A 12780-nucleotide genomic window follows, 5' to 3' on the forward strand; every position below is an offset into this window, starting at 1 on the left:
CGACACACATGGGCGGGAACGGTGTTGCGGGTGTCAGGGCTGAAGTGAGGGGACCCCTGGGTGCGTATGTCGCACCCAGGGGTCCCCTCACTGCACACCTCGCACCGAAGTCCGACACGCCACACTTGGCCTTCTCATCAATAACCGGCCGTACCACTCACGCACCCTGGCAGTAACCGGCCAAGGGTGAGACAGAAGATCGTTGTGCGCTCTAGCCTTGTCGGCCATGGAAAAGGCACGCCGCACCCCACCACCGATGCGACTCTGGCAGGTCATCCTCCCGCCGATCGTCATGCCGGTGGCCGGGCTCTTGATGATCTGGGCAGGGTCGGTCGGGCGTGGCGACACTCCGCAGGTGCTCGCCGGCGTGCTCTTCGTGGTGCTGGGCGTGGTGTTGTTCTTCGTGAATCTCAGTCGTTACCGGAAACAGCAGGGCAAGTCGTAACGGCGCGGTGGCGGCTCCCGACCTGAAGGCATGGAAGGTTCGGCGTCCACTCCGGTCCCGGCGAGATCATCCACTTCGGCGACGCGCGGTTCGAAGGGCACGCGCATTTCGACGAGACCTACTTCGGGGGCTGCGCCGACTTCCCGGGTGTGGTGTTCCAAGGGGACACCACCTTCGGGCCGATGATCGTCGCCGGTGTCTTCCTGAGCCTGTCGCGGGCGACGATCAGCGCGCCGACTTCGGTCAAAGCCAGTGCGAAGCTGGCCTGGCTCGACCGGATCACCACCACCAAGGAAGTCGAGTTCCGCTTGCGGCACGCGGAAATCTCGCTCTGCGACGCCAATCTCGGCGATGACCTCTACCTCATGGGCTGGGCCAAGGACGGGCTCGAAGAACAGCAGATCGTCCGCGATGTCACGGACGCGGACTGCGGCAACGACATGATCGACGCGCTCCCCCGCGTGATGGCGTTGCGGGGAACGCCGCTGGACAAGGTCATCCTGCGCGACGTCGACCTGCGTGCCTGCCGGTTCGCCGGCGCCCGTGGTCTGGACAAGCTCACCTTGGACGGCCGGATCGAGTTTCCGCGAGCGCCGTACACCGGGCGGCTGATGATCGCCGACGAGTACTTTTGGCGCTGCCGCAAGAGTCCGGGGCTCGGCAGGCCCGCGCGGGGTGCTGGCTGTTCAACGAGCTGATGCTCGCCGAAGACAAAACCCGGCTCTACGAATTCCGGCGGGCGCTTCCGCCGGTGATGGCCGAAGACGTCGAGATCGCCTATCGGACGCTCCGCAAAAGCTTTGAGGACCGCGGAAACAAGCCCGGCGCCGACGATTTCTACTACGGCGAAATGCTGCTGCGTCGCTGGGCTCCGCGCGGGCACGCCAAGCTCGCGCGGTTCACCCATCGCGCGGTGCTGTGGCTGCACTGGCTCGTCGCGGGACACGGTCTGCGCGCGTGGCGGGCGGCGACGTGCTTCGGGCTGACGGTGTTCTTCGGCGCGCTTTTGTTGCGAGCGACCACCACCGCCAACCAGAAGCCGCCCGACTTCGGAGGCGCGCTGCTCTACGCCTTCCAGTTCTGCGCTATGCCGCTGGTCCGCTCCGATCCGCCGTTGCAGTACAGCGGGTGGGGGCAGATCGTGCGGCTGGGCCTGGTCATTCTCGGGCCGGTGTTCGCGGCCGCGATGATTTTCGCGCTACACGCGCGGATTCGGCGTTGACGGGCGCTTGACGGGTTCGCAGCACGCGATCGCGCAAGGCTCGCCGTTGAGGGTGCACCCGGCGGCGGGGAACGGCGAAAGCTTGCGGGCCGGTGCTTCTTCGACGTGCTCGCGGACGAGTTCGACGACCAGTTCCGCGAACCGGGGGTCGGTGCCGGGGGTGCCCGCGCGGGCGAAGGCCATGCCGTGTTCCTCGGCGCGCTCGGCGGCCTCGTTGTCGAGGTCCCAGATGACCTCGAGGTGATCCGACACGAACCCGACCGGGCAGACGACGACGCCGGTGACGCCGTCGGCGTGCAGCGCGTCGATGTGGTCGACGATGTCCGGCTCCAGCCACGGGACCTGCGGCGGGCCGGAACGCGACTGCCAGACGACGTCGTAGTCGGCGACGCCCGCTTCGAGCGCGACCAGGCGGGCGGCCTCGTGGATCTGCTTCGAGTAGCGGTTGCCGCCCTCGGACGGCGGGCCGGCGTTGGTGTCGGCGCTGGTCGGGACCGAGTGGGCGGTGAACACCACGCGGGCGCCCGGCACCTTCGCGAGCGCTTCGGTGACCGCGTCGGCGAACGCGCCGACGAAGAGCGGGTGGTCGAAGAACTGGCGCAGTTTCACCAGATCGGGCGCGTCGTCACCGAACGCCGCGCGGATGCGGGAGATGTCCTCGTCGTACTGGCGGCACGCGGAGTACCCGCCGTACGCGCTCGTCGGGAACACCAGCGCGCGGCGCACGCCCGCAGCGGCCATCTCGGCGAGGGTGTCCTCGGCCATCGGCTTCCAGTTGCGGTTGCCGAAGTAGACGGGCAGGTCGAGCCCGGCGTCCTTGAGCTTCGCCTCGACGGCGGCGATGGCGTCGCGGTTGAGGCGGTTGATCGGCGAGACCCCGCCGAAATGCTGGTAGTGCTCCGAGACTTCGAGCAGCCGCTCGCGCGGCACGCCCCGTCCGCGTGTCACGTTCTCCAGGAACGGCATGACCTCGTCGGGACCCTCGGGCCCGCCGAAGGAGAGCCACAGCAGTGCGTCATAACCCACCCGGACCATCTTGCCGGTGTGGCAGCGCCCACGCAGCGCCGGGGTGGCTCGCAAAAGCCCGAAAGTGGCTTTCGTCAGATGCGATCTGACGAAAGCCACTTTCGGGCTTCGGACGGCTACTGGCCGGTGGCGTGGAGACCGCCGTCGACCATGATCATCGAGCCGGTGGTCGCCGGGAACCAGTCCGAGAGCATCGCGCAGACCGACTTGGCGGTCGGGATGGGGTCGGAGCTGTCCCAGCCCAGCGGCGCGCGGTCGCCCCAGCCCTCTTCGAGCGAGGAGAAGCCGGGGATGGACTTGGCGGCCATCGTCTTCATCGGGCCCGCGCTGATCAGGTTGACGCGGATGCCCTGCGGGCCGAGTTCACGCGCGAGGTAGCGGTTGACCGACTCGAGCGCGGCCTTCGCGACACCCATCCAGTTGTAGACCGGCCACGCGACGCGCGCGTCGAAGTCCATGCCGACGATCGAGGAGCCCCGGGAGAGCAGGGGCAGTGTCGCGGCGGCGAGCGACTTGAAGGAGAACGCGGAGACGTCGACCGCGACCTTCACGTCGTCGGCGGGCGCGTCCATGAAGGGGGCGCCGAGGCAGGTCTGCGGGGCGAAGCCGATCGAGTGCAGCACGCCGTCGAGGCCGTCGACGTGCTCACGGACGCGGTCGGCCAGCGAGTCGAGGTGCTCCTGGTTGGTCACGTCCAGCTCGAGCACCGGCGCCTCTTCCGGGAGCCGCTTCGCGATGCGCTCGACGAGGGAAAGCCTGCCGAAGCCGGTCAGCACGACCTTGGCGCCCTCTTCCTGGGCGATCTTCGCCGCGTGGAACGCCAGCGAGGCGTCCGTGATGATGCCGGTGATCAGCAGTCGCTTGCCTTCGAGCAGTCCAGCCACGTGGTTCTCCAAATCTCAGGTAGGGGGAAGGTTTTCAGTGGCCCATGCCGAGGCCGCCGTCGACGGGCAGCACGGCGCCGTTGATGTAGGCGGCTTCGTCGGAGGCCAGGAAGCGGATGGCGGCGGCGATCTCCGCCGGGTCGGCGTAGCGGCCCGCCGGGATGGTCTTGAGGATCTGCTCGCGCACGGTGTCGGGCAGCGCGTCGGTCATGTCGGTCTTGACGAAACCGGGCGCGACCACGTTGGCGGTGATGTTGCGGGTGCCCAGCTCACGCGCGAGCGAGCGGGCGATGCCGACGAGGCCCGCCTTGCTGGCCGCGTAGTTGACCTGACCGGCCGAGCCCATCAGGCCGACGACGGACGAGACGAAGATGAACCGGCCGAACTTGCCGCGCAGCATGTTGCGCGAGGCGCGCTTGGCGACGCGGTAGGCGCCGGTGAGGTTGGCGTCGACGACCCTGGTGAACTGGTCCTCGCTCATCCGCATGAGGAGCGTGTCGTCGGTGATGCCCGCGTTGGACACCAGCACCTCGACCGGGCCCTGGTGGTCCTCGACGAGCTTGAACGCCTGGTCGATCTGCTCGCTGTCGGTGACGTCGGCCTGCACGCCGAAGAGCCCGTCGGGCGCGCCGGAACTGCGGTGCGTGACCGCCACCTTGTGCCCCTGCGCGGCGAGGTCCCGCGCGATCGCCAAGCCGATGCCGCGATTGCCGCCGGTAACCAGAACGGACCGTCCCACGAAGACTCCTCCACCGCGTTTGCCGAAGCTGACGGCCTGAAGGTTATCGGCTCCGGGCACGCGCGCAGCACTCAGGAGGACCCCTACCTGCGGGTAATGGATGTGTTCTTCGCGACCTTCCGGCCATCGTCCTAAGCGAATGTTAGGAAACCTCCAAAGCCGTTGCCGCGCCTTTGTGGATTGGCCACCGTGAGCCAGAACACGAGGAGGTCAGCGTTGACAACCAGGATCAACGAGGCGGTGCCACCCGTCAGTGAACGGCGCGTCATCGGCAACGTGCTGCGGGGTTCGATCGGCAATCTGGTCGAGTGGTACGACTGGTACGCCTACGCCGCATTCACCACATACTTCGCCAAGTCGTTCTTCCCCACGAAGGACACCACGGCCGCCTTCCTGGGCACCGCCGCCGTGTTCGCCGTCGGTTTCCTGATGCGCCCGCTGGGCGGCTGGATGCTCGGCCGGTTCGCCGACCGGTTCGGCAGGCGCACCGCGCTGGTGCTCAGCGTGAGCCTGATGGCGTTCGGCTCGCTGATGATCGCGGTCACGCCCGGTTACCAGACCATCGGCATCGCGGCGCCGATCCTGCTGCTCGTCGCCCGGCTGATCCAAGGGCTCAGCGTCGGCGGCGAGTACTCCACCTCGGCGACCTATCTGTCCGAAGTGGCCACTCCCGGCAAGCGCGGTTTCTATTCCAGCTTCCAGTACGTGACGCTCTACGGCGGGCAGCTGCTCGCGCTCGGCCTCCAGCTGATCCTGCAGCAGATCCTCACCGAGAAGCAGCTGACCGACTGGGGCTGGCGGATCGCGTTCGTGGTCGGCGCGCTGGCCGCGGTGATCGTCATGTACCTGCGGCGCGGCATGGACGAGTCGGAAAGCTTCGAAGCCGAACGCGTCAAGACCGGCGACACCAAGACCGGTGAGCACGGCACGCTGCGCGCGCTGTTCAAGTACCCCAAGGAGGTCGCGCTCGTCGTCGGCCTGACACTCGGCGGGACGATCGCGTTCTACACCTTCGCGACCTACAGCCAGAAGTTCATGGAGAACACCGCGGGCATCCCGCGCAAGACGGTCACCTGGATCCTGTTCTCCGCGATCCTGGTCGCCGCCATCCTGCAGCCGATCGCCGGGAAGCTGTCCGACCGCATCGGCCGCCGCCCGCTGCTGATGTTCTTCGGCATCGCGGGCACGCTGCTGACCGTGCCGATCATGACGCTGATGGGGTCGACCAAGCAGCCGTTCGTGGCGTTCCTGCTGATGCTGGCCGGTCTGGTGATCGTCACCGGGTACACCTCGATCAACGCGATCGTGAAGGCGGAGCTGTTCCCGACGAAGATCAGGGCGATCGGCGTCGGCCTGCCGTACGCGCTGACCGTGGCCATCTTCGGCGGCACGGCCGAGCTCATCGCGCAGGCGCTGAAGAAGGGCGGCCACGAGTCGCTGTTCTTCTACTACGTCGCGGGTTGTGCGCTGATCTCACTGATCGTGTACGGCACAATGCGGGAGACTTCGAAGAGCTCGGAGCTGGAAAAGAAGTAAGGACATGCGCGTGCGGGTCCTGCTGGTCGAAGACGACGAAGGTGTCGCCGACGCGCTGGCCGACTCCCTGCAGGCGCGCGGGCACGCCGTGACCAGCGTGCGCCGGGGCAGCGACGCGCTGACCCGGCACCGCGACGCCGATCTGGTGCTGCTCGACCTCACGCTGCCCGACATCGACGGGCTCGAGGTGTTGCGCAAGGTCAGGCAGGTGTCGGCCGTGCCCGTGCTGGTGCTCACCGCGCGTGACGACGAACGTGACGTCGTGCGCGGCCTGCGCCTGGGCGCGGACGATTACCTCGGCAAGCCGATCCGGCTCGCCGAGCTGCTGGCCAGGATGGACGCGGTGGTGCGGCGGGCGGGCGCGAAGGCGGCGCCCGCCGCGGACCTCGTCGTGCTCGGCGATGTCGAGATCGACCTCGGCGCGCGCCGGGTGACCGTCGGCGGCGCCGAGATCGGCCTGACCACCAAGGAGTTCGAGGTGCTCGCCGTGCTCGCCGCCAGGCCGGGCACGGCGGTCAGCCGCCAGCAGCTGATGGACCAGGTGTGGGGCGACGCGTACCTCGCCGTCTCGCGCTCGCTCGACGTCCACCTCACGCAGCTGCGTGCCAAGCTCGACCGGCCGGGGCTGCTGGCGACGATCCGCGGTTTCGGTTACCGGCTGGGCGGCTGATGCGCGCGCGGCTGCTGGTCGTGCTGGTGGCCATGGCGCTCGCCGTGGTCGCGGCCTTCGCGTTCCCGCTGCTGTCGAGCACGGCGGAGCGGCGCACCCAGGACCTGCTGATCGCGCGGTCGGCGGACGTCGACCGGTTCGTCGTGCTGGCGCAGCAGGCCGTGGACGCGGGCGACACGACGACGCTAGCCGCCGAGGCCACGCGGTACGCGTCGCTCTACGGCGAGGCCGTGCTCGTGGTCGACACCCGAAAGACACCGCTCGCCTCCGCGGGTGGCCTGGCCGCCGATGACGTGCGCGAGCTGATCGACGCGACGCTGCGGAACCAGCGCAGCCCGGCGCCGCCGACGATCGAGCCGTGGTCGGCCGAGCCCGCGTTGTTCGCGCGGCCGGTCGGCACCGGCACGCGGGTCGCCGGCGTGGTGGTGCTGCGTGCCTCCGTGCTGGCCGCGGCGGCGGACGTGTCCGCGCAGTGGGGGCTGATCGCGGCGGGCGCGCTGCTGGCGGCGGCGGTGTTCGTGCTGCTCGCGGTCGTGCTGGCGCGCTGGATGGTCCGGCCGCTGCACGATCTCGAAGACGGCGTGCTCGCGGTGACCGCCGGGCACCATTCGCAGGTGCCCGCGCGGGCCGGGCCCCGCGAGCTGCGGTCGCTGGCGACCTCGTTCAACCTCATGTCCGACGCGGTCGTCGAAGCGTCGGAGCAGCAGCGGAGGCTGGTCGCGGACGCGTCGCACCAGCTGCGCAACCCGATGGCGGCGCTGCGGCTGCGAGTGGATTCGCTCGCGACCCGCGTCGACGACGAGGGCCAGCGCGCCTACCGCGCGGCCGTGGCCGAGGTCGAACGCCTGGAGTCCCTTTTGGACGGTCTGCTCGCCTTGGCGCTGGCGGAAAGCACGGCCACCCGGCTCGCCGGCGGGCACGACGACGAGCCGTGCGACCTCGCGACGGTGCTCGCCGAGCGCGTCGACGCGTGGCGTCCGTCGGCGGACCAGGCGGGCGCGTCGATCCAGCCTCCGGCGGGACACGACGAGCCGGTGCTGGTGCGCTGTCCCGAAGCCGAACTCGCGCAGGTGCTGGACGTCCTGCTCGACAACGCCGTCCACTACGCGGGCCGCGGCGCGCACATCGAGACGGAGTGGGAGACCGACGGCGTCGAAGCGCGCCTGGTGGTGCGCGACGACGGACCCGGACTGTCCACAGAGGAGCGTGCGAAGGCGACCGAACGGTTCTGGCGTGCCGGTCGCGACGGCGCGCCGCGCGGCACCGGGCTCGGCCTGTCGATCGCGCACCACCTCGTGCTCGCTCGCGGCGGCGACCTCGAACTGCGCGCGGCGCCGCCGTCCGGGCTCGCCGTGTGGGTCACGCTGCCGCTGGCCGAGGAGCGCGCATGAGGATTTCCAGGCGGACGGCGATGCTGGGCGGGCTCGCCATGCTGACCGGGTGTTCGACCGGCGCCTACCGCGGGCCCGAGCGGTCCGTGACGATCGCGGCAGGCGAGAGCGGCGGCTTCTACCTGGCGTTCGCCGAGGTGCTCGCGGCCGAGCTGAGCCGCGCCGAGCCAGGCCTCAAGTGCAGGGCCGTCGCGACCGAGGCCAGCGTCGCGAACGTCCGGCAGGTCCGCGAAGGCCAAGCCGACCTCGGCCTGATGTCGACCGATGTCGCGCAGGCGTACGCGGGCGACGCGCGGCTGCTCGCGCTCGGGCGCGTCTACGAGAACTACATCCAGCTCGTGGTCCGCGCCGACGACGACATCCGCACACTCGCCGACCTCGCCGGGCGGACAGTCTCGCTGGGCGCCGGCGGTTCCGGCGCGGCGTTCCTCGGCGAGCGGCTGCTGGCGAAGGCCGGGCTGAAGGCCGACGTCCGGCACCTGCCGCTGACCGAGGCGATCGCCGCGCTGCGCGACCGCCGGATCTCGGCGCAGCTGTGGTCCGGCGGCATCCCGACCCCGGCGCTGGCCGAGCTGCACCGCACGACCCCGATCCGGCTGATCCCGCTCGACAGCGTGCTGCCGGGCCTGCGCGCGGAGTTCGGCCCGGTCTACGACCAGGTCAGGGTGCCGGCGGGCGCGTACTCCGGTGTCGGCGAGCTGCCGACGATCGGTGTGGCGAACCTGCTGGTCAGCAGCCCATCATTGCCCGAAGACGTGGCGGCCGCGGTGGTCGGCGTGCTCGTCAACCGGGCGGCGGACCTGGTGCCCGCGCAGGCCATCGGCACCCAGTTCCTGGACGTGCGGACGTTGATCGGCACCGGCACCGTCCCGCTGCATCCGGGCGCGGCCATCACCTACCGGAAGCTGCACGGCTAAGTTAAGGCGCGTGAGTGAGCGAGAAGCCGTCGTCCGGATGCCGTTGCGGGTGCGGTACCAGGAGTGCGACGGCCAGGGCATCGTGTTCAACGCGCATTACCTGGCCTACGTGGACATGTGCAGCTTCGAGATCGAGAAGACGCTGTTCGGCTCGCACGAGGCGTTCCACGCGCACGGCGCCGACGTGGTGGTCGCCGAGGCGACCCTGAAGTTCCGCTCGTCCGCCCGGTTCGACGACGACCTCGTGGTGAGCGGCTACGTCAGCCACCTCGGCACGACCTCGCTGATCTTCGACTGCGAGATCCACCGCGCCAACGAGCTGCTCGCGTCCGCGGTCGTGCGCTACGTGTTCGTCGACCCGTCGTCGATGGCGAAGACCCCGGCGCCGGAAGCCGTCCGCAAGACCTACGCGAGCGTGCTCGGCTGATGTTCCGGATCCTCTTCTACCAGCCCGAAATCCCGCCCAACACCGGCAACGCGATCCGCCTCGCCGCCAACACCGGCAGCGAGCTGCACCTCGTCGAGCCGCTCGGCTTCAACTTCGAGGACAAGCAGCTCAAGCGGGCGGGGCTGGACTATCACGATCTCGCCAGGGTGACCGTCCACAAGACACTGGCCGACGCTTGGTCGGCGCTGCTGCCAGCTCCGGTGTACGCGTTCAGCGCGACGGCGACGCGGATGTACACCGATGTGGCGTTCGAGCCCGGTGCCGTGCTGATGTTCGGGCCCGAGTCGGCCGGGCTGCCCGCGTCCGTGCAGAACTCGCCTGAGATCACCGATCGGCTGAAGCTGCCGATGCTGTCGACCTCGCGTTCGCTGAACCTGGCGAACACCGCCGCCATCGCCGTCTACGAGGCCTGGCGCCAGCACGGCTTCACCCACCAGCGGGGTCGTGAGTGATCCGGCCGGTTCTATTGAGCGGAAGGTCGAAGGTGGCGCGGTCCGACGGGCGCGTTGATCTTCGCGAACGGAAGAATCTGGACGTTGTATGGCCAGATTCTTCCGTTCGCTGCGTCTGACCACCTGCTGCAAAGGTCAAGCAGGTTGACTGAGTGCGAAATGGGTCGTTCAACGTCTCAAATTCCCCTCAGTCAACGTGCTTGACTTGTGGGACTTGGGGTCGTGAGCGTCGTGGGCTATTTGAGCGGTAGGTCCGAGATGGCGTGGTCGAGGAGTCGGCGAGCATGGGCCAACGGAGTTGCTTGTGGGCCGCCAGGTGTCCCCCAAGCAACTCCGTCAGACCTGCGGCCGCTGATTCTCAGCAAGTCGCACTCACGCCCATCACGCCACGTTTGGGTTTCCGCCCAATAACCGGCGAAAACACTCACGACCCCTGGGTGGTCAGGGGGCGGTTTCGCGGACCACGATGAGGGGGCGGCGGCCGGTGAGGTTTTCGTAGGCCGCCGCCATGCGCGCGAGGCGGTTGCCGGAGTCGGGGGTCAGCTTGGGGACCGTGAGCAGGGCCGTGTCGCGGGCGACCCTGGCGCCGGGGGTCGGGGTGAGGAGGTCGCGCCAGAGCTGGTCGAGCTTGCCGTCGGAGATCTCGCCCTCGACGGTGAACTCGTGGACGCCGTGGTCGCTGATGCGGAGCTTGTCGCCCGCGTCGGAGCGCATTCTCGGTGCGTTGCCGCCTCGGGTGAGGTCTTCGCCGATCATGCGCTCGTAGACGTGGCCGAGTTCTTTGGCCTTGTCAGGGTTCGCTTGCAGCTCGGCGTAAAGGGCCGCGTGCTCGGCCCGTAGGTCCTTGCGTACCTCGTTCTTGAACACGCGGACGCGGGCGTTCGGGTCGTGCGGGGCGTCCGCTCGCTCGACCGGGTGGGCGGGGAGGTCCTTGAAGTCGCTGAGGTTCGGTCTGCGGTTCTTCTCGCTGAACGGTTCGCCGCGGCGCTGGCGTGGGGCCTCGCCGGGCTCGGTGACCCACTTCTTGACGTTCTCGAGGTGCTCCTTGGACGTCTTGAGTTCGGCGGCGCGTGCTTTGAAGCGTGCCTTGCTCGTCGCCAGTCTTGTCTTCGCCGCTTGCAAGCCTTCATCGGCTTTCGTGTGGGCTTCTTGGGCGGCGGTGAGGTCTGAGGCTGCCTTGCGCAGTTCGGCTTTGGCGTCTTTTCTGGCGCTGATGGCGGGTCTTTTCGCGCCTGGCTTGGCGGTTTCGACGGCGGCCTCCGCGGCCTCGGCTTGCGTGCGCGCCTCCTGGTGGCGGGTTTCGGCCTCGGACAGCCGGCGACCGGCGGCGGTGAGGTCGCGCTGTTTCCGGGACACCGCCGCGGAAGCGCTCCTGGCCCGGGTTCCGGCCGCGAAGAGCTGGTTCCGTTTCGCGTCGACGACGTTCTCCTGAGCGGCGACACGGTCGATCGGCGCGGGCGGGGCGGCTTGCGGAGCCTGTTGTGGGGCCGACTGCGGGGCGGGCGGGTGTTCCGTGACGGGTTCGGGCGCACGGGCTCTCGCCGCGCGCTTCGGTGCCGTCTCTTCGTGGAGAGCGGCGCTCTCGGTCTGGACGTGTGGCTCTTCGGTCGCGACGCGTACTTTCTCGTGCGTGGCCACGCGGACGCGCCGGGCAGGCTGCTTGGCCGCGCCGAGAGCGGCGGCCGTGCCCGCGGCGATCGAGGCGTTGGTCGTGGCGTCCTGCCAGGTGCCGCCCGCGGCGAGGGTGCCGCCGCCCGCGAGAACCGCCGCACCGCCGACTCCGACGGCCTTGCCCAGTGCCGGGCGGCCGCCCGAGGCGAGCTTCGCGCCCGCCGTGCCGAGTGGTGCGGTGACCACGCCGGTGGCGAAACCCGCGCCGCCCGCTTCGAGTACCTCGCCCGTCGATTTGCCTTGCAGTGCCGCGTCGGTGGCCTGGCCGACGGCGTTGGCGCTGCCTTCGACCGCCGCCCGGCGGACGACCTGCTGGCCGAAGGACGCGCCCTGGCCGCTCGCGGCGCCGAGGCCGTGGCCGGCGCCCGCGGTGAGGCCTGTGACGAACCCTTCGCGGGCGCCGCGTTTGGCTTCGCTCGCGACCTCCTTGCCGGACACCTTGCCGTGCACGATCTTCTGGCCTGCCGCCGACGCACCCGAGCGCAGTCCCGCGCCCGCGGCGGCGCCGACCGCGCCGGTGCCCAGCGCGGTGCCCGCGGTCGCCAGTGTGCCGGTCGCGCCCGCCCAGGCCACGCCACCGGCCACCACTGGGGCGGCGAGGATGACCGCGGCCGTGATCGCGATGGCGAACGACACGTCGCGGACCACCTCCAGCTCGCCGACGAGTTTCTGGCCGCCTTTCTGGATGGCGTCCATGTAGGCGTTCCATTCGCGGACGCTGTCGCGGTAGTCGCGGTCGGCCTTGGCGAGCAGGCGGGCCGCCTCGCGGAGGTTTCCTTCCGCCAGCGCGCGTTCGCCGTCCTTGGCGGCGCGGATGGCGTGGCTCCACATGCCGATGGGCGGTGGCACGACGCCGGAGCGGATGTCGACGGCGATGCCGACCAGCGAGCCGGGCCGGCGGAAGACGTCGCCGAGCGACTCGGCGGTGCCGTGCACCTCCTTCATGAACCACTCGTGGGTCGAGCGGTTGGTTTCGGCGTGGTCCTTGGCCTTGCGCAGTCCGCGCCCGACCCGGCCTTCCGCCTGCTTGCGCTGGTCGGCCAGCTCGGCGGCGGTGCCCTGCTTCTTCTTGCCGGTCTCGTCGACCCACTCGTAGCGCGGTTCCGCGGCCGGTCTGCCCGGGACCGCCACGGCGTCCGAGATCGGCGGAGCGGGAGCCTGCTCACGGGCGTGCACGGGACCGTTCACCGCTACCCCACCGTCAGCTCTTCGGAGCCGTTCTTGGACCGCAGTTCCTCGAGCACCTGGATGGCGCCGCTGATCCGCAGCAACGTCTCACGCAGTTCGACCTCCTCGCGGGTGAGCTCGCGGAGCCGTCCGTCGCCGACCTGGTACTCGCGCTTCAGCTCCGCGAGCCTCTCCTCCAGCAGATCCAGCAT

14 protein-coding genes are annotated in these 12780 nt (G+C 69.7%); 9 read left to right on the forward strand and 5 right to left on the reverse strand.

Features of this window, described 5'->3' with window-relative positions:
• Window positions 1–226 precede the first annotated feature (226 nt).
• The 3 genes from AB5J62_RS22035 (at window position 227) to AB5J62_RS22045 (ending at window position 1667) form a co-directional block, all read left to right on the forward strand.
• Entirely contained in the window at window positions 227–445 is a 219-nt protein-coding gene (locus tag AB5J62_RS22035) for a hypothetical protein (protein ID WP_370941794.1), read from the forward strand.
• 182 nt (window positions 446–627) lie between these two features.
• Window positions 628–1143: a hypothetical protein gene (locus AB5J62_RS22040; protein WP_370941795.1), complete on the forward strand. Its 516-nt coding sequence runs from the start codon at window positions 628–630 to the stop codon at window positions 1141–1143.
• Window positions 1143–1667 carry a hypothetical protein gene (locus AB5J62_RS22045; protein ID WP_370941796.1) on the forward strand — a complete coding sequence of 175 codons (525 nt, stop codon included), beginning with the start codon at window positions 1143–1145 and terminating at the stop codon, window positions 1665–1667. The genes AB5J62_RS22040 and AB5J62_RS22045 overlap by 1 nt, the downstream gene beginning before the upstream one ends.
• Here AB5J62_RS22045 and AB5J62_RS22050 read toward each other — a convergent pair.
• The 3 genes from AB5J62_RS22050 to AB5J62_RS22060 form a co-directional block, all read right to left on the reverse strand.
• Complete coding sequence (locus AB5J62_RS22050; RefSeq protein WP_370950314.1) at window positions 1644–2693, reverse strand: ferrochelatase; 1050 nt, start codon at window positions 2691–2693, stop codon at window positions 1644–1646. The genes AB5J62_RS22045 and AB5J62_RS22050 overlap by 24 nt on opposite strands.
• Window positions 2694–2809: 116 nt before the next feature.
• A complete protein-coding gene (gene fabI, locus AB5J62_RS22055; protein ID WP_370941797.1) occupies window positions 2810–3577 on the reverse strand; it encodes an enoyl-ACP reductase FabI in 768 nt (255 codons plus the stop codon).
• Between the two features lie 34 nt (window positions 3578–3611).
• Window positions 3612–4316 carry a beta-ketoacyl-ACP reductase gene (locus AB5J62_RS22060; RefSeq protein WP_091286716.1) on the reverse strand — a complete coding sequence of 235 codons (705 nt, stop codon included), beginning with the start codon at window positions 4314–4316 and terminating at the stop codon, window positions 3612–3614.
• A gap of 216 nt (window positions 4317–4532) precedes the next feature.
• On the opposite strand from AB5J62_RS22060, the gene AB5J62_RS22065 reads away from it, so the two are divergent.
• From AB5J62_RS22065 to AB5J62_RS22090, 6 genes are read left to right on the forward strand one after another with little or no spacing between them, the layout of a single operon-like run.
• On the forward strand, window positions 4533–5852 hold the full coding sequence (locus tag AB5J62_RS22065; protein WP_370941798.1) for an MFS transporter: 1320 nt from the start codon (window positions 4533–4535) through the stop codon (window positions 5850–5852).
• A gap of 4 nt (window positions 5853–5856) precedes the next feature.
• Window positions 5857–6522, forward strand: coding sequence for a response regulator transcription factor (locus AB5J62_RS22070; protein WP_370941799.1), 666 nt, complete (start codon window positions 5857–5859; stop codon window positions 6520–6522).
• Window positions 6522–7913 carry a sensor histidine kinase gene (locus tag AB5J62_RS22075; protein ID WP_370941800.1) on the forward strand — a complete coding sequence of 464 codons (1392 nt, stop codon included), beginning with the start codon at window positions 6522–6524 and terminating at the stop codon, window positions 7911–7913. Before AB5J62_RS22070 ends, AB5J62_RS22075 begins: the two co-directional genes overlap by 1 nt.
• Entirely contained in the window at window positions 7910–8830 is a 921-nt protein-coding gene (locus tag AB5J62_RS22080) for a TAXI family TRAP transporter solute-binding subunit (protein WP_370941801.1), read from the forward strand. The genes AB5J62_RS22075 and AB5J62_RS22080 overlap by 4 nt, the downstream gene beginning before the upstream one ends.
• A 37-nt stretch (window positions 8831–8867) precedes the next feature.
• Complete coding sequence (locus tag AB5J62_RS22085; RefSeq protein ID WP_370950315.1) at window positions 8868–9257, forward strand: acyl-CoA thioesterase; 390 nt, start codon at window positions 8868–8870, stop codon at window positions 9255–9257.
• Window positions 9257–9730: a tRNA (cytidine(34)-2'-O)-methyltransferase gene (locus tag AB5J62_RS22090; RefSeq protein ID WP_370941802.1), complete on the forward strand. Its 474-nt coding sequence runs from the start codon at window positions 9257–9259 to the stop codon at window positions 9728–9730. The genes AB5J62_RS22085 and AB5J62_RS22090 overlap by 1 nt, the downstream gene beginning before the upstream one ends.
• Before the next feature lie 441 nt (window positions 9731–10171).
• Here the strand turns inward: AB5J62_RS22090 and AB5J62_RS22095 are convergent, their stop codons facing one another.
• Both AB5J62_RS22095 and AB5J62_RS22100 read right to left on the reverse strand, forming a co-directional pair.
• Entirely contained in the window at window positions 10172–12589 is a 2418-nt protein-coding gene (locus AB5J62_RS22095) for a hypothetical protein (protein ID WP_370941803.1), read from the reverse strand.
• A 2-nt stretch (window positions 12590–12591) separates the two neighbouring features.
• Window positions 12592–12780, reverse strand: a complete 189-nt coding sequence (locus AB5J62_RS22100; RefSeq protein ID WP_370941804.1) for a hypothetical protein — start codon at window positions 12778–12780, stop codon at window positions 12592–12594.

Source organism: Amycolatopsis sp. cg5, from assembly GCF_041346955.1.
Classification (GTDB): domain Bacteria; phylum Actinomycetota; class Actinomycetes; order Mycobacteriales; family Pseudonocardiaceae; genus Amycolatopsis.

Bases quoted from the DNA above. Each gene is read 5' to 3' on its own strand.
- AB5J62_RS22035 (WP_370941794.1), top strand. From the start codon at position 227: ATGGAAAAGGCACGCCGCACCCCACCACCGATGCGACTCTGGCAGGTC.
- AB5J62_RS22040 (WP_370941795.1), top strand. From the start codon at position 628: ATGATCGTCGCCGGTGTCTTCCTGAGCCTGTCGCGGGCGACGATCAGC.
- AB5J62_RS22045 (WP_370941796.1), top strand. From the start codon at position 1,143: ATGCTCGCCGAAGACAAAACCCGGCTCTACGAATTCCGGCGGGCGCTT.
- AB5J62_RS22070 (WP_370941799.1), top strand. From the start codon at position 5,857: ATGCGCGTGCGGGTCCTGCTGGTCGAAGACGACGAAGGTGTCGCCGAC.
- AB5J62_RS22075 (WP_370941800.1), top strand. From the start codon at position 6,522: ATGCGCGCGCGGCTGCTGGTCGTGCTGGTGGCCATGGCGCTCGCCGTG.
- AB5J62_RS22080 (WP_370941801.1), top strand. From the start codon at position 7,910: ATGAGGATTTCCAGGCGGACGGCGATGCTGGGCGGGCTCGCCATGCTG.
- AB5J62_RS22085 (WP_370950315.1), top strand. From the start codon at position 8,868: ATGCCGTTGCGGGTGCGGTACCAGGAGTGCGACGGCCAGGGCATCGTG.
- AB5J62_RS22090 (WP_370941802.1), top strand. From the start codon at position 9,257: ATGTTCCGGATCCTCTTCTACCAGCCCGAAATCCCGCCCAACACCGGC.
- AB5J62_RS22100 (WP_370941804.1), bottom strand. From the start codon at position 12,780: ATGCTGGATCTGCTGGAGGAGAGGCTCGCGGAGCTGAAGCGCGAGTAC.